Source organism: Nocardioides sp. YR527 (genome assembly GCF_900101045.1).
Classification (GTDB): domain Bacteria; phylum Actinomycetota; class Actinomycetes; order Propionibacteriales; family Nocardioidaceae; genus Nocardioides.
On record NZ_FNFN01000005.1, the window covers coordinates 516,406 to 537,493 of the forward strand.

Here is a 21,088-nt window from a genome sequence, read left to right on the forward strand (position 1 = left end):
TCGGGCCGGTCGCGGGTTACCGGTCGAGTCATGAGTGGAGAGCAGCTTCAGCCGGAGGACACCCTCGACGACCGTGGCGTCGACGACGTCCTGGACGAAGGCTATTCGCCGCCCGAGCGGCCGCGGGGTGTCACCGCGAAGGGTGTGACGCCTCGAGAGGAGATCGAGGGAGAGACCATCGATGAACGGCGCGCCCAGGAGGAGCCGGAGGTCTGGGAGGAGGCCGAGGCCGAGGCCGACGCCGACATCCTGGACGGACCGGTGACCGGCGAAGTGGGTGAAGTCCGTTCCGGTCGGCTCACCAGCTCCGACGAAGGCGTACGCGAGGACGATGAGGGCAAGCTCATCGGGCACGACGAAGGCATCGACGGTGCCGGCGCCTCGGCGGAGGAAGCGGCCGTGCACATCGTCGAAGAGCTGCCTGACTGAGCCTCCGCCTTCGGGGGTCCGGTGAACTGGCCGGATACCTACCAGCGCAGAGGAGGAGAGAGCAGCGTGCTGCTGGGCATTCGCGACCGTCTCGACGACGCCCGCCGTGCTGTCAGGTCCCTGCCATGATGAGGCAGGTCGCGATGGCATGGCCGATGACGCGGCCGGTCCTGTCGGTGATCTCGGCCTCGGCGGTCGCGGCCCGGCGTCCGATGGTCACGACGCGGCCCTCGCAGGTGAGCGTGCCGCTGTCGAGCCTGGCCGCGCGGGTGAACTTGATGGTCAGGTCGAGCGATGTGTAGCCGGTGCCCGCCTCGAGCTTGGTGTGAACGGCGCAGCCGAGAGCCGAGTCGGCGAGGGTCGCCAGGATGCCGCCGTGCACGGTGCCGATGGGGTTGTAGTGCCATTCCTCGGGCGTGAGCTCGAAGACCGCCCGGCCGTCGCTGACTTCGACCAGGGCCATGCCGAGGGTCGCGTTGATGGGTGGCGGCGGGAGCTCGCTGTCTCCCAGCTGCTTGAAGAAGTCGAGCCCGTCGAGCTCCCGGGCGGCGGTGGCGAAGAGCTGGGGGTCGGCCCATGAGTAGGTGCGTTCGCGCACCGCTCGGGACTGCTCGGAGGTGATGTTCTGGTCCACGGCGTCAGGCATGGTGGCCTTCTTTCTCGTTCAAGCGACGGTGTGTGAACTGGGCGGCTGTCGGGCCGGAGGCGCTCAGCGGGGAGCGACCATCAGAGGCTGCGCGACCTTGGCGAACGTGCCGTGCTCGTCGGCCATGTCGCCCTCGGCCAGGCCGATTCCGTTCGGGCCGATGGTGCTGCGGGCGTCGAGCAGCATCCACTCGCTCGTGGGTGGTCGCTCGATGGTGACGGTCACGGTCGGCGGGATGAAGTACCACTCGCTCATCGGCAGCGAGCCGGACAGGCCGTTGGTGGAGTCGGCCAGGGTGAGGAGGCGCTGCACCGGGGAGGCCTGCTCGCCGGCGACCAGCGGGACACGCAGGCGCGCCCACACCGCCGCCGGGCCGGGCTCGTAACCCCCGCTGACGAACCGCCAGTCGATCGCGCGGCCATAGCCCCAGTCCGGGCCGACGCCCTCGAAGAAGCGCTCGGACGAGGCCGGCGGGATGGCGGGGACCTCCTCCTCAGGACGCCAGTGTTCGTGGGTCGACCCCGGCGTGGCCCGGATCAGCCAGGCGCTCGCCTTGACGGCGAGCCGGTCGCCGGCCCACAGCGAGGCCTCGACGAGCTCGACCCGACGTCCCGGCCGAACCACGTGCGCCTCGACCCGCATGGTCCCCTGAGGAATGCCGCCGAGCATGTCGGCCGTGAACCGGGCGATGGACAGGGCCGGGTCGGAGCGTACGGACTCGACCGCCCGGGCCAGCAGGGCAGCGGGCGGGCCGCCGTGCTGCAACGAGTGGTCCCAGGGGCTGGCCGTCGCCGGGGTCGACTCGAACGTCCCGTCCTCGTCGGTCGGCAGGTAGAAGGCGTCGAAATCGAGGGTCATCAGCGTCTCCTGTACGTCGTTCAGCGGGTCAGCTGGGGGTAGAGCGCCTCGATCGGCTGGGCGAGGCCGGCCTTGACGTCGGCGCTCACCTGGTCGGCGAGGATCTCGTACGCGTCGGCCTCGAGGCCGTCGTACGCGCTGCGGACCACGTCGGCCGGGTCGTTCTTCGGATCGGTGATGTCAACCGTCATCGGGGTGTCGGTGTATCCCAGGTGCAGTGAGGCGACGTGGATGCCGTCACCCGCCAGCGCGAGACGCTGGGTGTTGGTCGCCGACCACAGCGCGGCCTTGGTGGCGCTGTAGCCGTCGCCGATGCCGTACCAGCTCAGGACCGACAGCACGTTGAGCACGACCCCACCGTGGGTGCGCAGCGACGGCAGGAACGTGTTCGTGACGTCGAGCGCTCCCCAGAAGTTGGTCTCGAAGAGGTCGCGAGTGGCACCCAGGTCGCCCATCACGCTGGCGCCGTTGGAGCCGCCGGCGTTGTTGATCACGACGGTGACGTCGTCGGCCGCGGCGGCGGCCTCCGCGACCGAGTCGTGGTCGGTCACGTCGAGCCTCAGGGGCACGATCCGCGGGTCGCTCCACTCCCGGGGCCTGCGGGCCGCGGCGTACACCTTGGTGGCTCCGCGCTCCAGTGCCTGGCTGACGAAGTGTGTGCCGAGGCCGCCGTTCGCTCCGGTCACCAGGACGACCGCGTTCGCGAGAGTGGGCATGTGGTTCTCCTGTTCGAGGGCGCGGGCGCCGTTCGTGCGAGTTGGTTTTTCCAACGTACTCGGGTTGGTTTGGTTTTCCAACTCGATTAGGATCGCACCATGACGACGGAGGTACGTGAGTGCTCGGTGGCGCGGACGCTCGAGCTCGTCGGCTCCAAATGGACCCTGCTCGTCGTTCGTGAGCTGTTCCTCGGGAGTCGCCGGTTCGAGGAGATCGCTCGGTTCACGGGAGGCCCGCGCGACATCCTCACCGACCGCCTACGCAGGCTCGAGGCCCACGGCCTGGTGACGCGGGTCCAGTACGAGCGGCGCCCGCCGAGGTTCGAATACCACCTGACCGACCTCGGGCGGTCGCTCGCGCCGATCATCGCGACGATGCGCGAGTTCGGTGACCGTCACCTGGCAGGCGACGACGGCCCGCCGGCCACGTTCGTTCACTCCTGTGGCGCGGAGTACCACCCCGTGCTGGCCTGCAGGGCCTGCGGGGAGGTCGTACGTCGCGGCGACGTCGAGATCGCCGACGCCGCGATCTGACCGGGCCGCAGGCCGGGTTGTGCAGGAGCCAGGCGAGCGGGCGCTCCAGGGCCGGAGCGGGTCCTGCGAGGTGAGCCGCCCCGCGGGGGCGAGCGACGGGCCGCCACGAAACGTCATGTGACACTTGTCACTCGTCATATGTCTTACTACTCTGTTCCGGGCGCGCATGTTAGCGCTCACAAAGGAGCAGGCATGAAGACTCGGAGTGATGTGAAAGTCGGGCGTAGGCGGCTCACCCTTGCCGCCGGCGTCGCGAGCGTTGTCGCGGCGTCAGTGGCCGCAGGGTCGGGTGCGGAGGCAGTGGATGCGGCAGTAGGTACGGCCGGCAGCGTTACGGCCGCCGCCTCTGCGGACCAGAGCGACCGGGGCGGTCGCGCGCTCGAGCGCCCGTTCGCCATGCCCGGTTACACCGAGCGGGACGACAACGGCGCACTGTATGTCGGTGAAGGGGAGAGCAGGTTCGCCCTGCGGGTGAACCTGCTGACGTCGGGCAACCGGCTGATCCGGGAGAACCAGGGTCTGCTGGCGCACGTCGCGGACGTCGGTCCCGTGACCACCGACGGCTCGTACTACGAGGTGCGGATCAGCAGCGACGACCGGACGATCACGCCGGAACGGCTCGGCGCGCTGCGCGAGATCCTCGCCAACCCTGATGCCTGGTCGCCGGACCAGGTGCAGGAGGCCCGGGATCTCCTGCCTGGCCTGGAGGCGAAGTACGAGCAGGTCCGCCGGGACGAGCAGACGATCGTCATCAGGTTCGCGCGCACGGCACCCAACACCCTGGTGGGCTCGGTCACCGCGCTCGAGGACGACACGACCGTGTTCCTCGAGACGGCGCCCCCATGGGGCGAGCCGAGCAGCTACCACGTCACCGGCGACGGCATCCGCGCCTCGAGCCCGGGCCTCGACGACCCCGACCTGACCGGGCACTTCGCACTGACACCCACGCAGCGTCCCGATGACGGTGGGGCGTACGCCTCGATGGACGACCTGGTCGCCGCGATGGAGGGCGAGCCGGCAGATCCGGGCGAGGCCGCCGCGGCGCTGCGGTACTCGCTCGACGCGGACGAGACGATCACCTTCACGACGTCGGTCTCAGGTGCCTCGCGGACAACAGCCGCCGCACCCCGTGACGAGATCCTCGCGGCGCTCGACCGCGCCGAGGCCCGCGCCGACCACGGCACGCTCAGCGGCAGCGGGCCTGCCGGCCGGTCCGCGACGGCGATGCGCAGCGCCATCGCGCTCAACGCAAACTACGACGAGACGCACCGCAACAGGTTCCTGGTGTGGGGCTGGGGACGCGGCGGTGCGGAGAACGACAACATCTTCACCGGCTGGGACTCCGCATGGGACGCGATCATCGCGCTCACCGTCGACCCCGAGCTGGCCCGGCAGCACGAGAAGGACATCTTCGACGCCGGCGGCCCGCGCTACGACCAGCTCCACTCCGGACCGATGCACGCCTACGCCGTCAAGCGGATCTACGCAGCGACCGGTGACCGTGAGCTCGTGGAGCAGGCCTACCCCGAGCTGGCCGACTTCATCGCCAGGCTGCCCGAGTGGGACGTCGACGGCGACGGCCTTCTGGAGGCCCCGTACGACCCGGACCCGAGCAAGGTCGGCAACCACCTGGGCCTGGACGACCTGCCGCTCTACGCGGCCGCCAACCGGGTGCCGAAGGAAGGCGGCAGCGGCGACGAGCGGGACAACACCGACCTCACCGACCTAGCGCTGACCTCGTACTACGCCCTCATGGCGCAGTCGATGGCCGAGCTCGCCGAGGCCCTGGGCCGCCACGACGACGCCCGCCGCTACGAAGGCTTGTTCGACAAGGTGAAGAAGGCCGCCAACCGGACCCTGTGGAACCAGGAGCAGGGCATGTACCTCGACCGGCACCTCGACGGCCGCTGGGGCCAGGTGATCACGCCGACGATCTTCTACCCGCTCTTCGGTGGCTTGGCGACCGACGAGCGGGCGGCGCGGACGGTGCAGGAGAACCTGCTCGACCCCGAGAAGTTCTGGGGCGAGTACGCCGTGCCGAGCATCAGCCGAAGCGCACCGGAGTATTGCGCGAACGGCCTGGAGCGGCCGAACGCCTCGACCCGCTTCCGCTACTACGTCGGCTGGGGCCAGGAGAACTCCTGCGAGCAGTGGCGGGGAGCCGTGTGGCCTCCCATGAACGCCACGGTCTACGACGGCCTCAAGCGGTACGGCCTCGATCAGGCGGCCGGCGAGCTCGCGCAGAAGAGCACGACGATGTGGCTGGACAGCTGGGACAAGGACAGCTGGTTCCCCGAGTACTTCGACCCGGAACCGGGCCAGGCCATCAGCTCGGCCGCCGTCGACAGCGCCTGGCGCTACTACACCTGGTCGAGCGTGATGCCGTTGATGGCGGTGCACGAGCTGGTGGCCGAGGACGCGTGGGGCCGCCCCGGGGCGGTCACGTTCGGATCGCACGCCCTGGAGGGCCGCAACGCGGTCGACGACGTACGGGTGGCCGGGCATGCGTACGCCGCGGCGGTGAGCCCGGAGCGCACCGAGCTGCGGCAGGACGGCCGCAAGGTCTTCCAGGCTGTCGGCGGGCGGGTCGTGGTGCGCGACTTCGTGCCCTCCGCGCGGCGCGCGTGCTTCGAGGTGAACGCCGACGCCCCGACGAGCCTGCAGGTGTTCGGTGGCGGCGCCCCGCGCAGAACCACCGTGGGCGCGGGCCGTACCGAGGTGTGCCTCTAGCCAGGCCTCGCCGCGAACGATCCGCGACCAGCCAATCCCCGAAAGCACTGAGACGCAAGGAGCAACCACGATGCGAGTCACCTATGCCCCGGAGCCCTCCGGGCCACGAGAACGAAGGCAGAACCGTCGACGCCGACTCCCGATGGCATCGGTCATGGCCGCGGCGCTCCTGGCCGGGACCGCCCTGGTCGGTGGGACCGCGGCGGCCGCCCCCGTCGCCGCCACAGCGAGCTCGGCCGAGCCCGTCACCGTCACCGTCGACGGCGAGAGCGCGGGACGTACCTATGACGGCGTCGGGGCGACCTCCGGCGGCGGCGCGACATCCCGTCTGCTGCTGGACTACCCGCGCGAGGAGCGTGCTGAGATCCTCGACTATCTCTTCAAGCCCGGCTACGGCGCCTCGCTGGAGATGCTCAAGGTCGAGATCGGCGGCGACACCAACACGACCGACGGCTCCGAGTCGAGCCATGAGCACGTACGCGGTGAGGTCAGCTGCCACGCCGGCTACTCGTGGTGGCTCATGCGCGAGGCGGTCAAGCGCAATCCGAAGATCAAGCTCGGCGGCCTCGCCTGGGGCGCCCCAGGATGGCTCGGCGACGGCGAGTACTACTCGCAGGACACGATCGACTACTTCATCGACTGGCTCGACTGCGCCCGTGAGCACGACCTGACCATCGACAACGTCGGGGTACGCAACGAGCGCGAGTACGAGGTCCAGTGGATCAAGGACTACCGCGCCGCCCTCGACGCGGCCGGCTACGAGGACGTCCGGATCATCGCCTCGGACGAGGCCGCGCGCAAGGGCGAGTGGCCGATCGCCGTCGACATGACCGACGACCCCGAGCTCTTCGACGCGGTCGGCCTGCTCGGCAACCACTATTCGCGCGGTCCCAGCTCGGCGACCGCCCAGGCGCTGGGCAAGCCGCTGTGGATCTCCGAGGGCGGGCCGTGGTCGGCCGAATGGGGTGCGGGCGGATCCTCCGCATCGATCCCGTCGCTGATCAACCACGCCTACATCGACGGCCGCATCACCGGGGTCAACTTCTGGAACCTGATCACGTCCTACTACGACGGTCTGAGCATCTCCGACGCCGGCCTGATGCGGGCGAACACCCCGTGGTCGGGCGCCTACCAGGTGCAGTCGGCGATCTGGGCGGTCGCGCAGACGACGAGGTTCGCCGAGCCCGGATGGCAGTACCTCGACACCTCCTCGGGCTACCTTGAGGCAGCCGACACGGCACAGGGCAGCTTCGTCACGCGCAAGGCACCGTCGGGCGGTGACTGGAGCACCGTGATCGAGACCATCGGTGCTGCCGCGCCCCGCACGGTCACGCTCTCGGTCGAGGGTGGACTGAAGGCGCGTGACCTGCACGTCTGGCGGTCGACAGCCGAGGACCGGTTGGTCCGTCAGCCCGACCTGCGCAGGAACCGGGACGGCACGTACGCCGTGACCGTGCCGGCGAACGCGGTCGTCACCGTCACGACCACGACGGCCAAGGGCTTCGGCACCGCCGAGGGACGGCACGAGTCCGCCTTCCCGTTCCCGTACCACAACACCCTCGCGGACGGCGGAGCGAGCGGTCAGACGCCCTACTTCTCCCAGATGGAGGGCGCCTACGAGGAGCGGCCTTGCCAGGGCGGGCGCAAGGGAACGTGCCTGACCCAGGTCTCCCCGCAGCCCGCGATCTCCTGGGCCGCCTGGAAGCAGCCGGCCGGGATCCTCGGTGACCTGAACTGGTCCGACTACACCGCCTCGGTCGAGGCGTATGTACCCGAAGGAGGTACGGCTCAGGTGCTCGGCCGCGTCTCGAACGACGCGATGGCGCCGGTGCCGAACGGCTACGGGCTGAGCCTGGACGCCGACGGGACCTGGTCACTGGGCCGTGGCCTACCTGGTGGGAAGTCGTGGTTGGAGCTGGCCAGCGGCTCGACCGGTGCGACCGGCGCGGGCTGGCACGACCTCGAGCTGTCGTTCGCCGACGAGGTGATCACCGCGTCGATCGACGGCACCCGGGTCGGCGAGGTCACCGACGACACCTGGATCTCCGGCATGGTCGGGCTCTCGGGCGACTACTCCGCGGTGCAGTTCGCCGACCTCGCGGTCGACGGGCTGCGGCCGGTCCGGACGATCGACGCCAGCCGCCACCGCGGCTCCTTCGAGCTCGAGTTCGACGGGACCCAGGCCACGCTCGCAGGCCTGTCCGGTGCCCGTCCCGGGAGCGCGAAGGTCTCGATCGACGGGAACGAGCCCGTGGTGCTGCCCTATGGCGGCAAGCGTGAGGTCGAGTGGCGGAGCCCTGTGCTGGTGGACGGCGCACACACCCTTCGCTTCGAGGTCCCCGCCGGTCCGCGAAGCGTGGGCGGCGGGGTCTCGGTCGACCGGGTCGAGGTGGTTCCCGGGAACGGCGGACCGAGCTCGGTGGACGACCAGAGCGAGGGCACCGGCCAGGGCCGCCTCGACTATCAGGGCGAGGGCTGGTTGAGCTGCCCCGGCTGCATCAACCGGACCGGCCTCTACCACTCCTCGGTGACCTCGACGACGGTCGCAGGCGACTCGGTCGACTTCAGGTTCACCGGCTCGTCCGTCGAGGTGTACGGGCTGCGAGCCTCCAACCAGGGCATCGCCACCGTGCTCGTCGATGGGGTCGAGGTCGGCACCGCCGACTTCTACGGCCGCACCCGCATCGGCAACCAGCTGATCTGGTCCAGCCCTGCCCTCGGAGCCGGTGAGCACACGCTGACCCTCGTGGCGACTGGCAAGGGCAACGACTCGGACTCGGGTCGGGGGATCAGCATCGACCGGATGCTCGTGCATCCCTAGGTGGGTGGGTCCGGCCTTGTGAAAGATTCACAAGGCCGGACCCTCTGTCATAGCGGAGTGACGGCGTCAGCTCAGCCGACCGGCGGCCCGGCGATGAGGGCGACCACGGTCAGGGCGGCGACGCTGGCGAGGCCGGTGGCGAGGCCGCGGACCGGGTTGCGGAGGAGCCAGGCGAGCGGGCGCTCGAGCGGGCGGGCCGGGGACTCCTCGATGAGACGCCACGCGGGGGCGAGGAGGCCGTGGCGCTCGGCGTAGCGCTCGAACCAGAGGGTGAGGAGCGGCGGGATCGACGAGGCGAGGCCGGCGACGAGGCGGCCGAAGGACCAGCGCTGATCGACCGCGATCGCGACAGTGGTCACGCAGTAGGTGATGAACACGATCCCGTGCAGCATCCCGAAGATGCTGACCCCCAGCTCGGTGGTCTCGGTGACGTACTTCAGGAACATGCCGATCAGCAGCCCGGTCCAGGTCACCGCCTCGGCGGTGGCGACGATCCGGAAGAGACGAGACGGCGAGCGAAGAAGTGCGGACACGCGGCCAGTTTATTGGGCCCCCGGTCACGGCATGAATCGGACGGCTCGGCCGCCTTCCCGACCTACCTGCGGCGCCGTTCGCAGGCGCTTCGGCCTGGGTGGTGTCACTAGGGTCGAAAGACCATTTCTTGACAGGTGACCGGATTATTTGCCGATTGGGGTTACGAGAATCGCGGATTTGATGAAAGGTAAAGGCACCGACGTTCGGTAGGCGGCGTAGTGGCCACGTTTCGGCCACTTACATCGATGTGCATGGGGGAACTACGCCGTATCGCCCATCGATGGTTCGTCGGTCTCGAGGTCGCGAGTGTCGCGCGCGTGGGGAGCGACACTCGCGATCCTCGTTGCGACCGGCGGGTATCCCGTTCCCTGCATGAACCGGAATTGAGGCGGGTACCCGACCGGACATGACTACTGAGACGCTGCACTACACGATTCCGGGGCTGGACGAGGGCGCTGCGCGCAAGACCATCGACCTGCTGCAGTCGCGCCTCCATGCCACGAACGACCTCCAGCTCACCCTCAAGCACGTGCACTGGAACGTGGTGGGACCCCACTTCATCGCCGTCCACCAGATGATCGACCCTCAGGTCGACGCGGTACGTGCGATGGCCGACGCCCTCGCCGAGCGCATCGCGACCCTGGGCGGTGCCCCGCGAGGCACCCCGGGCGCGCTGGTCGAGGAGCGGGAGTGGAACGACTACAGCATCGGCCGGGCCACCACTCAGGAGCACCTCGCCGCGCTCGACGTCACCTATCAGGGCGTGATCGGCTCCTACCGCGAGGCGATCAAGACCCTCGACGACCTCGACCTGGTGACCCAGGACATCCTGATCGGACAGACCGAGCAGCTCGAGCTCTTCCACTGGTTCGTCCGCGCGCACCTCGAGGACCAGGGCGGTCAGCTGCAGACCAGCGGCGAGGCCACGGAGGCAGGTGCGGCACGAGCCGCCCGCTCGGACTGACGGACGGTCCAGGTCAAGGACAGCAGGTGCCTCCTGGTCAGGGCGAGGAGCTCAGGTGAGCTCGGCCAGCCGGACCACGGCGCGGTCGAGGCGACCCTCCTCGTCGTGGATCCTGCGCTGGGTCGAGGAGCCGGTGCCGCTGATGAAGATCCGGCCGATGCCCTTTTCGACGCGCACCAGGTCTCCGGTGTCATGCAACGCCGGGCCGATGTGCTCGAGCAGGTGTTCCACCACCTCGCGAGCCGGCCTCGGGCGATGGGTGCGCGGGTCGAGCAGCTCGCCGGTGATCCCGTGCCGACCCGCCTGCCACATGGCGAGCCGGAGCACGGCCACCGACACCGGGTCGGACGGCAGGTCCTCGGCCCACTCCCGGGCCCCGGTCGCGACCAGCGCCCGCGTCAGCGCGGCGACGAGGACGGCGTCGCGGGGGTCGAGGCAGACGTCGGCGACCCGGATCTCGAGTGTCGGGTACTTGCGGGATGGACGGGCGTCGAAGTACGCCATGCCCTCGTCGATCGGCACCCCGGTGTCGACGAGCAGGCGCAGGTGGTCGACGTACGCCTGGCCGCTGCCGAAGATCTCGGTCGGACCGTTCGTCGGCCACCGGGTCATCACCTGGGACCGGTAGCTCGCGTATCCCGAGTCGCCGCCCTGCCAGAAGGGTGAGTTGGCGCTCACCGCGAGCAGCACCGGCAGCCAGGCGCGGATCCGGTCGAGCGCTCCCACGGCCTCGTCGTCGGACTCGACCGAGACATGCACGTGGCAGCCGCAGGTGAGCTGCTCGCTGGCGGTCAGCCCGAACCGCTCCGCCATCGCCGCGTAGCGCTCGTCGTCGAAGGTCTGGGGCCACACCGGAAGCGGGGTCGTGCCGCTGGCCAGGATCAGCGCGCCCGCCTCGCTCGCGGCCGCCCGCGCCTTGTCGCGCCACCGCCTCAGGTCCTGCTCGAGGAGCCCGAGGTACTCCTGCGCCGGAGTGTCGGTCTCGACCTGCTGCTCCTGCAGCTCAGGTCCCACCGAACCGCCGGCCTCGCCGACCTGGACCTCGGTGTCGCCGCGCCGACGGGCCACCCGCAGCACCTCGCTGGCCACCGATCGCGGTACGCCGGACTCGGCGTCGACGAGGAGGAGCTCCTCCTCGACGCCGACTGTCCTGGCCTCGTGCTGGGTACTGCTCGACAAGTGGCTCTTCACTGCTCGCACCCGCCTCTGGAAGGAGCAGCTCGACGATGTGTCGCCTGTTCGGATACGTGACGGAGTCCCCGTGCGCAGTGGCCGATCTGCTCGGGCCGGAGGGCGTGGACGCGTTCACCTCGCTCACCGCCGTGCACTCCGACGGCTGGGGGATGTCCTGGCACACACCCGAGGGCACCTGCACGACGAGCTCGCCGCGTTCTGCTGACATCGACGAGACCTATCGTCGGCTCGTCGAGACCCCGCTCTCCCATGCCGGGTTCGTGCACCTTCGCTGGGCGACCGGTGGGCTCGACGTACGTCCGGAGAACACCCACCCGTTCCTGACCGACGGCGCCGCGTTCGCGCACAACGGCCACATCTCCCCGGTCGCGGATCTCGAGGCCCTGCTGACCCCGAAGTCGCGTACGCGGCTGCGCGGTGAGACCGACAGCGAGCGCTACTTCCACTTCGTGCACCAGAACGTCGAGAAGCACGGCGACGAGGCCGAGGGCGTCACCCGAGCGCTGGCCACGCTGGTCCGGAAGTTCCCGCGATGCAGCCTGAACGCGCTGATGCTCACCCGGACGCACATGTTCGCGATCCACATCAACTCGCGTGCCGACTCGCCCCTGCGCGCCCTGCGCGAGCTCTTCGACGACGAGGGCGACATCCCACCTCGACACACCACCGAGTACTTCGCGATGGACTACCGCCGGTCCGAGCACGGCCTCGAGATCGTCTCCAGCGGTCTGGGGCAGCCGGGCTGGACCCCGGTGCCCGCCGACACCGCGGTGATGGTCGACCTGGCCACCCGCGAGGTCACCCGGCTGGATCCGATCGCTCGGCTCGGCGCTGATGCGACGCGGGCCCGCGACTGACGACGGGACGGCGCCGGCCCGCTGTGGGGTGGGTTCGGCCATACCGAGAGGGGTACCCCATCCGAAGCACTTTCATTCCGAACCGCGTGCGGACGACCACTGAGATTCCCAGCCAGTCCGTGCCATTCTCACAGGAAGCCCACAGCGGGCGGGCGGACTCTTGAGGCATCAACCGCCTCAAGGAGGACCCGATGTCCCGCTCCCGCCGTCTCCGTCATTCTCTCCTCGCCGTCGCGGCGATCCCGCTCGTCGCGATCCCGATCGCCACCCCGGCCCTCGCGGTGGCCGCGGTCGGCGCCACCAGGACGTACGCAGCCGAGTCCGGTCCCGGGTACGGCTACGGCGGTTCCGCCGAGAGCTACGGCGGAGCCTATGGCGGCGGGGTCGTGGACCCCTACCGACAGAGCCTCGGCACCTCGACCGCGACCGTCGACTCCGAGCCCGCGAGCGAGGCCGAGTCGACCGGCGTCGTGCTGATCAACACCACGGTCGGCTACGGCTCCGGGCAGGGTGCGGGCACGGGACTGACGATCACCGGCGACGGGATCGTGGTGACCAACCACCACGTCGTCGAGGGGGCCACCGCGATCACCGTGACCGACCCGAGCACCGGGGAGACGTACGCCGCGACGGTCCTCGGCTACGACGACGTCCATGATGTCGCGGTGCTGCAGCTCGAGGACGCCTCGGGGCTCTCGACGGTCGCGACCGACCGGGACGCCGCGACCCAGGGCGAGGAGGTCACCGCGGTCGGCAACGCCGAGGGCCAGGGATCGCTCTCGGCCGCCGACGGCACGGTCACCGACCCGAGCACCGCGATCACCGTCAACAACGAGGACGGCACCGCCTCCGACCTCAGCGACCTGATCCAGACCGACGCCGATGTCGTCTCGGGCGACTCCGGCGGCGCGCTGCTCGACGAGGACGGCGAGGTCATCGGGATGAACGTCGCCGCGACCTCGGGATCGGCCGAGATCTCGGGCTACGCCATCCCGATCGACACCGTGCTCGACATCGCCGCCCAGATCCTGGCCGGGGAGGAGTCGGGCGACGTCGAGATCGGCGGCTCGGCCGCCGCGCTCGGGGTGCAGGTCGACACGACCAGGTCGACGCTGGTCGTCGGTGTCGTCGAGGACGGCGCCGCCGAGGCCGCCGGAGTCACCGCGGGCAGCACGATCACCTCGGTCGGCGGGACTGCCGTGGCCGGCATCGACGACATCACCTCGGTGCTCGGCGACCACGAGCCCGGCGAGGAGATCTCGCTCAGCTGGACCGATACCGCCGGCGAGGCCCACACCACAACCGTGACGCTCGGCGAGGGCCCGGTCGCCTGACCCTGAGGGTCAGCTGCTCGGTCCCTCGTCGTCGCGGGGGCCGCCGGTCGCCTCGTCGGAGAGCGGACGCTCCGCCCTGATCGGGATCGCACCGGTGTAGCCCTCGCGATCGCGGGCGATCTGCTGGACGCGGTCGCGGACGAGGCGCCAGCCGATCATCAGCGCCGGGATGATCACGACCAGGGTCGCAACCGTCCAGGTGCCGATCGGATAGTCGAAGCCCATCAGGACCAGCACGGTCGCGAGGAACACGAGGGTGGCGTAGCCGGTCCACGGCGATCCCCACAGCCGGAAGTCGGGCCGGTACATCAAGCCCTTCTTCCAGCGCCGGTAAAGCTGGATCTGGCAGATCACGATGGTGGCCCAGGACGCGATGATGCCGAGCGCCGACATGTTCAGCACGATCTCGAACGCCTGGCCCGGGACGATCGCGTTGAGGCCCACGCCGAGGAGCGTGATGCAGCCGGTGAGCAGGATCCCGCCGTACGGAACGCCGTTCCTCGACATCCGTCCGGTGAAGGTCGGGGCGCTCCCGCTCATCGCCATGGACCGCAGGATGCGGCCGGTCGAGTAGAGGCCGGCGTTGAGCGAGGAGAGCGCCGCGGTCAGCACCACGAGGTTCATGATGCTGCCGGAGTTCGCGATCCCGAGCTGGTCGAAGAACGTCACGAACGGGCTCTCGTCCGCCCGGTAGGTCGTGTAGGGCAGCAGCAGCGCGAGCAGCACCAGCGAGCCCACGTAGAACACCGCGATGCGGGCGATGACGGAGTTGATCGCCCGGGGCATGATCTTCGCCGGCTCGGCCGTCTCGCCGGCGGCGGTGCCGACGAGCTCGACCGCTGCGTACGCGAAGACGACGCCGGAGATGACGATGACGAGCGGGAGCACGCCGACCGGGAAGAGCCCGCCGTTGTCGATCACCATCCCGATCCCGGTCTCCTGGCCGTTGAGCTCCTTGCCTCCGGCGAGCACGATCGTCCCGAGCACGAGGAAGCCCAGCAGCGCGACCACCTTGATGAGCGCCGCCCAGAACTCCAGCTCGCCGAAGAGCTTGACCGAGATCAGGTTCATCGAGAGCACGACCGCGAGCGCGACCAGCGCGATCACCCACTGCGGGACGACCTCGAAGGCGCCCCAGAAGTGCATGTACGTCGCGATCGCGGTGACGTCGACGATGGAGGTCATCGCCCAGTTCAGGAAGTACATCCAGCCGGCGGCGAACGCGGCCGGCTCACCGAGGAACTCTCGGGCGTAGGAGACGAAGGACCCCGATGACGGTCGGTGCAGCACGAGCTCGCCGAGCGCCCGCAGGATGAGGAAGACGAACACCCCACAGAAGGCGTAGACGAGGAACAGGCCCGGCCCGGCCTCGTGTAGGCGGCCGCCCGCACCCAGGAAGAGCCCGGTGCCGATGGCGCCGCCGATCGCGATCATCTGCAGCTGCCGCGGGCTGAGGCTCTTGTGGTAGCCCTCGTCCTCGTCGGTCAGGCCGCTGGCCGGCCCGCTGGTCTGGTCTTCGGTGTCGGTCATCGGCTCGCTCCCGGTCCGGAGTGCGGTGGCTCGGGCACGTCCTTGAACAGCAGCCACCCGCCGACCACGGCGACGACCGCCGCCACGGCGTAGCCGATCAGCGACCACCAGCCGAGGTGCAGGTACGCCGTCACCCCGACGATCGCCAACGCGAGGAACACCATCGTCATGCCGATGATCGGCGTCCGTGGCCTGTATGGATCCCGTGCCAATGCGATCACCTCACCTGCAGGGCCCCCGATGGCCCCGCTCCGGGGCCTATTAGAGCGCATCGAGAGCGTTCTCGCGGTGACCGGACGTCGCCCGGCGTTTCCGTTCCGCCGAACGGCAAATAACAGTAAGGTCGCTTTACAGTTAACCCCCATGAAGGAGCGTTCGATGCGTAGCTCGAGGATCCGCACCATCCGCACCACACTCACGGCGACCGCCGCTCTGGCTCTCGTCCTGGTCGCACCGCTGGCCGCACCGGCCGCCGTGCCCGGCCCCGACGCCGGCGGCGCGGCGACCCGCGCAGGAGAGGTCGAGGCGGCCGCGCTGACCTGGTCCGACGAGTTCGACGGGCCCGCCGGCAGCGCCCCGAACGGCGCCAACTGGAACTTCGAGACCGGAGGCGGGGGCTGGGGCAACAACGAGCTGCAGACCTACACCAGCTCCCGCGACAACTCCGCGCTCGACGGCAACGGCAACCTGGTCATCACCGCCCGCCAGAGCGGGGGTGGCTACACCTCGGCCCGGCTCACCACCAAGGGCAAGGTCCAGCCGAAGTTCGGTCGCTTGGAGGCGCGGATCCAGATCCCGCGCGGCCAGGGGATCTGGCCGGCGTTCTGGATGCTGGGCGGCCAGTTCGACAACGTCGGCTGGCCCGCCTCCGGCGAGATCGACATCATGGAGAACGTCGGCTACGAGCCCCACCTGGTCCACGGCACCCTGCACGGCCCGGGCTACTCCGGCGGCAACGGCATCACCGGTCAGTACATGCACCCGCAGGGCTGGTCCTTCGCCGACACCTTCCACACCTTCGCCGTCGACTGGCAGCCCGGCTCGATCACCTGGTCCGTCGACGGGGTCGCCTACCAGACCTTCACCACCGCCAACACCGGCGGCAACCCCTGGGTCTTCGACCAGCCGTTCTTCTTCATCCTCAACGTCGCGGTCGGCGGCAACTGGCCGGGCAACCCCGACGGCACGACCCAGTTCCCGCAGAGCATGGTCGTGGACTACGTACGCGTCTACGACTCCCAGCTCTGAGCCTCCGTCGCTGGGATACGACGGGACGTTCTTGTCGGTTACCTACGGGTAGACCGACAAGAACGTCCCGTCGTTTCGGTCCGGCCCGGGTGCGAGCACTACGGGTTTGGTACGGGCGTACGAGGTCACCCTGGCCTGCCAGCCTGAGCCTTCCGAATCTTGATCACAGGAGGAACGTTGCTCAGGTCATTCAACAAGAAGCTCACCTTCGCGCTCGCCGGGCTGGCGGCTGTCGGTGCGAGCCTCGTCGTCACCTCGTCGCCGGCATCGGCCGCGGGCGTGTGCAACGGCAGTGCGAGCGGGTGGGTGTACAACAACTACAACTACCGGATGGCGATGGTGTACGACTCGAACAGCACGTACTCGCCGCTGTGCTACCTGAACCCGGGCCATACCGGCAACGCCGTCAAGACCCTGCAGCGTGCGCTGAACCAGTGCTACGGACGCAGCCTCGACGTCGACGGGATCTACGGCGACGACACCAAGGCCGCGGTGAAGGTCGCTCAGGGCCGCCTCGGACTCAAGCAGGACGGCCTGTTCGGCCCGAACACCAGCAAGGCCATGAGCTGGCCGTGGAACGACGACATCAGGTACCGCGGCTGCGCGACCCGTACGGCTGCGAACTTCCAGTGGGTCTGGGTCTGAGGACGTACGGCCTGCTCCTGTCTCATGCCGGGCCGAGGAAGCGGATGACGACGCCGTCGTCGTGATGCACCCGGGCGCGGACGCCGTAGACCTCGCGGATGAGGGACTCGGTGAGCACCTGCGCGGGTGGTCCGCCGGCCACGACGCGGCCCTGGGAGAGCACGAAGACCTGGTCGCAGTAGGTGGCGGCGAGGTTGAGGTCGTGGAGCGCGACCAGGCAGGTCGTGGGCATCCGGCGGACCAGCGCGAGCAGGGCCAGCTGGTGGCGTACGTCGAGGTGGTTCGTCGGCTCGTCCAGGAGCAGGATCTCGGGCTCCTGGGCGAGCGCGCGAGCGATCTGCGTACGCTGCCGCTCGCCGCCCGACAGGGTCGAGAAGCGCTGGTCTAGGCGGTCCGCGATGCCGGCGTGGGTGGCCGCCTCCGCGATGACGGCGCGGTCATGGGCGCTGTCGGGTGCCCACGCCGGGCGGTGGGGGACCCGGCCGAGCGCGACGACGTCGCGTACGCGCAGGTCCTGGCTGGTCGCCGGCTCCTGCTCGACTACCGCGAGCCGGCGCGCCAGCCGGCGCCGGGACATGCCGGCGAGCGGGCTGCCGTCGAGCAGCACGTCCCCGGAGTCCGCGGGCCGCAGCCCCGCCAGGATGCGGATCAGCGAGGACTTCCCGGACCCGTTGGGCCCGAGCAGCCCGACGGTGACGCCGTCCTCGACCTGGAGGGAGACGTCATCGACGACGAGACGTCCCCGGGGGGCCCACCGGACCCGCCCGGCCTCGAGCGCCGTCACCGGCGGGCCCTCATCAGCACCAGCGCGAAGGCAGGCACCCCGACCAGCGCGGTCGCCACCCCGACCGGAAGCTCCTCGGGGTCGATCACCGTCCGGGCCGCGGTGTCGACCCAGATCAGGAAGATCGCGCCGAGCAGCGCGGTCGCCGGAAGCAGCAGTCGGTGTCCAGGGCCGACCAGTGCGCGAGCCAGGTGCGGCAGCACCAGCCCCACGAAGCCGATCGCGCCCGAGGTGGACACGATGACGGCCGTCATCAGCGCCGTCAGCACCAGGAGCACCGCCCGGATCCGGCCGACGTCGACCCCGAGGGAGGCCGCCGCGTCGTTGCCGAAGGCGAACGCGTCCAGCCAGCCGGCGCCCGCGACGCAGCAGAGCAGGCCACCGAGCACGATCACCCCGCAAACGAGTACGTCGGTCCAGCTCGCCGAGGAGAGCGACCCGAGCAGCCAGAACAGCACCCCGCGCGTCTGCTCGGCGTCAGCCGCGGTGAACACGATGAACGAGGTGAGCGCCGAGAAGAGCTGGGTGGCGGCGATGCCGGCCAGGACGAGCCGGTCGGTGGTGCCGCCGGCGAGCGAGGCCAGCAGCAGCACGAGCGCGAACGAGACGAGCGCTCCCGCGAACGCCCCGGTGGAGAGCCCGATCGCGCCCGCCCCGACGCCCAGCACGACGATCGAGACCGCGCCGGTCGAGGCCCCCGAGGAGATGCCGAGCACGAACGGGTCGGCGAGCGGGTTGCGCAGCAGCGACTGCAGGATCACCCCGCAGATCGCCAGTCCGGCTCCGCAGATCCCCGCCAGCAACGTACGTGGCAGCCGCAGGTCCCACACGATGCTCTGCTGGAGCAAGGTGAGGTCGGAGGAGCCGAGGCCGGCCCGGTCGGCGACCACGCCGTAGACGTCGGCGACGCTCAGGTCGGAGGGCCCCACGGTGATCGCCCCCGCGACCGATGCCAGCACCACCAGGGGAGCCAGGATCAGCACCACGCCGCCCGCGCCGATCGCCGAGGCGTCAGGTACGTCGGCCGAGAGGTCACGTACGTCGGCCGAGGCGTCGCCTGCATCGCCCGAGAGGTCGCTCGCGTCGCTCGAGGCGTCACGGCCGCGCCAGGTCGGCCGACCGGGGTGACGCTTCGGCCGACCGGAGTGACGCTTCGGCTGAAGGGGGTTGCGCGTGCGCGATGTCATAGGCCGAGGGCGGCGAGCTGCTCGGCGACGTTCTCGACGGCGTAGACGGTGCGGATCGACGGGTTGAGCTCGGCGCCGGAGAGAGTCACGAAGCGGTCGTTCTTCACCGCCTCCATCTGCGCGGTGACCGGGTTGGTCTTCAGGTAGTCGATCTTCGCGCGGGCGGTCTCGGCGGTCTGGCTCTTGCGGGTCAGGTCGCCGAGGACGATGAGGTCGGGGTTGCGCTCGGCGACGGTCTCCCAGTTGATCTGCGGCCACTCGTCGGTGGTGTCGTCGAAGACGTTCTCCACGCCGAGGGTGCGGCCGATGATCCCGGGGCCGCCGCAGCAGCCGGCCAGGTAGGGCGACTCGGAGTTGGCGAACCAGTACATCGCGCTGACGTCGTGGTCAGGAGCCTCGGTCCGGGCCGTCTCCAGTCGCCGGGACAGGTCGGCGACGAGCTCCTCACCCCGCTCGGGGACGCCGAAGATCCGCGCCAGGTCGGTGATCTCGCCGAAGATCGTCTCGATCTCGAGGGCGCCGTGGCGGGTGCCGTCGTCGTCGCCCTCGTTGTCCTTGAGGCACTCGGCGGGGGAGAGGTAGGAGCCCACGCCCAGCTTCTCCAGGTCCTCGGGTGTGGTCACCCCGCCCTCGCCGAGAGTGCTGGCGAAGGAGGCCGTGACGAAGTCCGGCTCGGCCTCCAGGACGCGCTCGTAGGAGGGCGCGTTCTCGGCCAGCCGGGGTACGTCCTCGTTGGCCGCGGCCAGCGAGTCGAGCACCGGGTCGGTCCAGGTCGCGGAGCCGGCGATCCGGTCGGCCAGGCCGAGCGAGAGCAGGATCTCGGTGGAGCCCTGGTTGAGCGAGACGACGCGCTCGGGCGGTGCCTCGAGGGTGATCTCGCGGCCGCAGTTGGTCAGGGTGACCGGGAAGCCGGCGGTGCCGGCGGCCTGCTGTGCGCCGGAGGGCTGGTCGGCGGCGCAGCCGGCCAGCGTCGAGCCGAGCACCAGGACGGTGCTCGCGGTGAGAGTTCGGATGGTGCGGGAGGGGTGCACGTCGGTCCTCGAGCGGGTCGCGGGCTGGTGCGCGTCGCCCGTGCTGACCGGCAGCGGTGTGCTGCAGGGCCAGCAGGTCTTCGGACTCGGGATCGACCGGCGCGAGACGCCTTCCCAGGCCCGAGGGCCCAGTGGCACAGTGTCCCGTCCGTCACCCACACCGCTGCGCGTCAGTCCCGGACTCTCACCGGGTTCCCGTGCCGGGACTACGTCCCGAGCGGCTGGCCAGAAGACCGTAGCAGGCGGGCACTCAGCCCTCGCGATGGGCGCTCAGCCCGTCCTGCCCGGGTGCGACCGAGTCGTGGAGCCTGATCGTGTGGTCGTAGTGCTCCTCGGCCATCGGCCGGTAGTCGATCCGCGGCTCCGTCATCACGCCCTCGAGGCGTACGCTCAGGTCGGCCTCGATCCGTGCCATGACCTGCGGGTTCATGGTGTCGGCATCGGTGATCAGGTGCGGCCGCAGCGGGTCCATCCCGGTGTACCAGAACGTGCCGTGCAGCAGCGGCCACAAGACGTCCTCGATGTCGCCGCTGATCCCACGCGGACCGAGGGTCGCGGCCCGGTCGCCGGCGGTCACGACGGTCAGCGCGCGCTTGCCGACCAGGCCGCCCTTGCCGTACTTGAGCGGCTTGCCGGTCTCCGGATCCGGTACGTCGAAGGCGAACCCCGACTCGAAGACCCGGTCGATCCAGCCCTTGAGGATGGCGGGCACCGAATACCACCACAGCGGGAACTGCACGACCAGCAGATCGGCCTCCCGCAGCCGGTCCTGGTGGTGGCGTACGTCGGCCTCTCCCCGCTCCACCAGAAGTGGATTGAAACCTTCTCGGTAGAGGTCGATCTCGTCGACGCTCCAACCGGCCGCGCCGAGCGCGTTCATGCCGACCTCGCGCAGCCGTCCGTTGAGTGATGCCGCGTGCGGATGTGCCCATACCCAGAGTGCGTGCATAGGGCTCTGAACGCCGTCTGACGCGGCGTGATTCCCGCCTGGATACACACCGGCGCCGACACGGTCTGATGACAAAGTCCGGATCTCGCTCAAATTA

The 21,088-nt window shown here is 70.0% G+C and carries 20 protein-coding genes and 1 riboswitch; of the genes, 9 read left to right on the forward strand and 11 right to left on the reverse strand.

All coding sequences use genetic code 11. From position 1 onward, the window contains the following. The first annotated feature begins 30 nt into the window (after positions 1-30). Positions 31-429, forward strand: coding sequence for a DUF5709 domain-containing protein (locus BLT25_RS17995; protein ID WP_091048678.1), 399 nt, complete (start codon positions 31-33; stop codon positions 427-429). Between the two features lie 112 nt (positions 430-541). Here BLT25_RS17995 and BLT25_RS18000 read toward each other — a convergent pair whose 3' ends face one another. From BLT25_RS18000 to BLT25_RS18010, 3 genes are all read right to left on the reverse strand, one after another. Next, on the reverse strand, positions 542-1,075 hold the full coding sequence (locus BLT25_RS18000; protein ID WP_091048680.1) for a PaaI family thioesterase: 534 nt from the start codon (positions 1,073-1,075) through the stop codon (positions 542-544). A 63-nt stretch (positions 1,076-1,138) separates the two neighbouring features. Then, the gene (locus BLT25_RS18005; protein WP_091048682.1) at positions 1,139-1,933 is read right to left on the reverse strand and encodes a thioesterase family protein; all 795 of its coding nucleotides are present in this window, start codon (positions 1,931-1,933) and stop codon (positions 1,139-1,141) included. Between the two features lie 20 nt (positions 1,934-1,953). Continuing rightward, positions 1,954-2,649: an SDR family oxidoreductase gene (locus tag BLT25_RS18010; protein ID WP_091048684.1), complete on the reverse strand. Its 696-nt coding sequence runs from the start codon at positions 2,647-2,649 to the stop codon at positions 1,954-1,956. Between the two features lie 99 nt (positions 2,650-2,748). On the opposite strand from BLT25_RS18010, the gene BLT25_RS18015 reads away from it, so the two are divergent. The 3 genes from BLT25_RS18015 (at position 2,749) to BLT25_RS18025 (ending at position 8,734) form a co-directional block, all read left to right on the forward strand. Next, complete coding sequence (locus tag BLT25_RS18015; protein ID WP_091048686.1) at positions 2,749-3,183, forward strand: winged helix-turn-helix transcriptional regulator; 435 nt, start codon at positions 2,749-2,751, stop codon at positions 3,181-3,183. A gap of 192 nt (positions 3,184-3,375) precedes the next feature. After that, positions 3,376-5,913 carry an amylo-alpha-1,6-glucosidase gene (locus BLT25_RS18020; RefSeq protein ID WP_176884009.1) on the forward strand — a complete coding sequence of 846 codons (2,538 nt, stop codon included), beginning with the start codon at positions 3,376-3,378 and terminating at the stop codon, positions 5,911-5,913. Positions 5,914-6,067: 154 nt separating this feature from the next. Continuing rightward, a complete protein-coding gene (locus BLT25_RS18025) occupies positions 6,068-8,734 on the forward strand; it encodes a galactosylceramidase (protein WP_176884011.1) in 2,667 nt (888 codons plus the stop codon). Positions 8,735-8,805: 71 nt separating this feature from the next. Here the strand turns inward: BLT25_RS18025 and BLT25_RS18030 are convergent, their stop codons facing one another. After that, positions 8,806-9,267 (reverse strand): DUF3817 domain-containing protein, encoded by a 462-nt coding sequence (locus BLT25_RS18030; protein WP_091048694.1) that lies wholly within the window; start codon positions 9,265-9,267, stop codon positions 8,806-8,808. A gap of 407 nt (positions 9,268-9,674) precedes the next feature. Between BLT25_RS18030 and BLT25_RS18035 the strand changes: the two genes are divergently transcribed. Further along, positions 9,675-10,232, forward strand: a complete 558-nt coding sequence (locus BLT25_RS18035) for a Dps family protein (RefSeq protein WP_091048695.1) — start codon at positions 9,675-9,677, stop codon at positions 10,230-10,232. A gap of 51 nt (positions 10,233-10,283) precedes the next feature. Here the strand turns inward: BLT25_RS18035 and BLT25_RS18040 are convergent, their stop codons facing one another. Further along, entirely contained in the window at positions 10,284-11,411 is a 1,128-nt protein-coding gene (locus BLT25_RS18040) for a carboxylate-amine ligase (protein ID WP_176884013.1), read from the reverse strand. A gap of 47 nt (positions 11,412-11,458) precedes the next feature. Between BLT25_RS18040 and BLT25_RS18045 the strand changes: the two genes are divergently transcribed. Both BLT25_RS18045 and BLT25_RS18050 read left to right on the forward strand, forming a co-directional pair. Then, positions 11,459-12,283 carry a class II glutamine amidotransferase gene (locus tag BLT25_RS18045; protein ID WP_091048700.1) on the forward strand — a complete coding sequence of 275 codons (825 nt, stop codon included), beginning with the start codon at positions 11,459-11,461 and terminating at the stop codon, positions 12,281-12,283. A gap of 191 nt (positions 12,284-12,474) precedes the next feature. Further along, positions 12,475-13,617, forward strand: coding sequence for a S1C family serine protease (locus BLT25_RS18050; RefSeq protein ID WP_091048702.1), 1,143 nt, complete (start codon positions 12,475-12,477; stop codon positions 13,615-13,617). 9 nt (positions 13,618-13,626) lie between these two features. Here BLT25_RS18050 and BLT25_RS18055 read toward each other — a convergent pair whose 3' ends face one another. Together BLT25_RS18055 and BLT25_RS29975 are read right to left on the reverse strand one after the other, a co-directional pair. Then, positions 13,627-15,147: an amino acid permease gene (locus BLT25_RS18055; RefSeq protein WP_091048704.1), complete on the reverse strand. Its 1,521-nt coding sequence runs from the start codon at positions 15,145-15,147 to the stop codon at positions 13,627-13,629. Beyond that, positions 15,144-15,317 (reverse strand): hypothetical protein, encoded by a 174-nt coding sequence (locus tag BLT25_RS29975; protein WP_091048707.1) that lies wholly within the window; start codon positions 15,315-15,317, stop codon positions 15,144-15,146. Before BLT25_RS29975 ends, BLT25_RS18055 begins: the two co-directional genes overlap by 4 nt. A gap of 208 nt (positions 15,318-15,525) precedes the next feature. Between BLT25_RS29975 and BLT25_RS18065 the strand changes: the two genes are divergently transcribed. After that, positions 15,526-16,395, forward strand: a complete 870-nt coding sequence (locus tag BLT25_RS18065; protein ID WP_091048708.1) for a glycoside hydrolase family 16 protein — start codon at positions 15,526-15,528, stop codon at positions 16,393-16,395. Positions 16,396-16,572: 177 nt separating this feature from the next. Further along, positions 16,573-17,040, forward strand: coding sequence for a peptidoglycan-binding domain-containing protein (locus tag BLT25_RS18070; RefSeq protein ID WP_091048711.1), 468 nt, complete (start codon positions 16,573-16,575; stop codon positions 17,038-17,040). A 22-nt stretch (positions 17,041-17,062) separates the two neighbouring features. On the opposite strand, the gene BLT25_RS18075 is transcribed toward BLT25_RS18070, so the two are convergent. The 4 genes from BLT25_RS18075 to BLT25_RS18090 all read right to left on the reverse strand — a co-directional run bounded on the left by BLT25_RS18075 (position 17,063) and on the right by BLT25_RS18090 (position 20,991). Continuing rightward, positions 17,063-17,824, reverse strand: a complete 762-nt coding sequence (locus BLT25_RS18075) for an ABC transporter ATP-binding protein (protein ID WP_091048713.1) — start codon at positions 17,822-17,824, stop codon at positions 17,063-17,065. Further along, complete coding sequence (locus BLT25_RS18080) at positions 17,821-19,011, reverse strand: FecCD family ABC transporter permease (protein ID WP_256328657.1); 1,191 nt, start codon at positions 19,009-19,011, stop codon at positions 17,821-17,823. Before BLT25_RS18080 ends, BLT25_RS18075 begins: the two co-directional genes overlap by 4 nt. Then, on the reverse strand, positions 19,008-20,042 hold the full coding sequence (locus BLT25_RS18085) for an ABC transporter substrate-binding protein (protein WP_091048891.1): 1,035 nt from the start codon (positions 20,040-20,042) through the stop codon (positions 19,008-19,010). Before BLT25_RS18085 ends, BLT25_RS18080 begins: the two co-directional genes overlap by 4 nt. A gap of 53 nt (positions 20,043-20,095) precedes the next feature. Beyond that, a riboswitch (cobalamin riboswitch) is annotated at positions 20,096-20,283 on the reverse strand. A 9-nt stretch (positions 20,284-20,292) separates the two neighbouring features. Continuing rightward, positions 20,293-20,991, reverse strand: a complete 699-nt coding sequence (locus tag BLT25_RS18090) for an NAD(P)H-dependent oxidoreductase (RefSeq protein WP_091048716.1) — start codon at positions 20,989-20,991, stop codon at positions 20,293-20,295. Between the last annotated feature and the right edge of the window lie 97 nt (positions 20,992-21,088).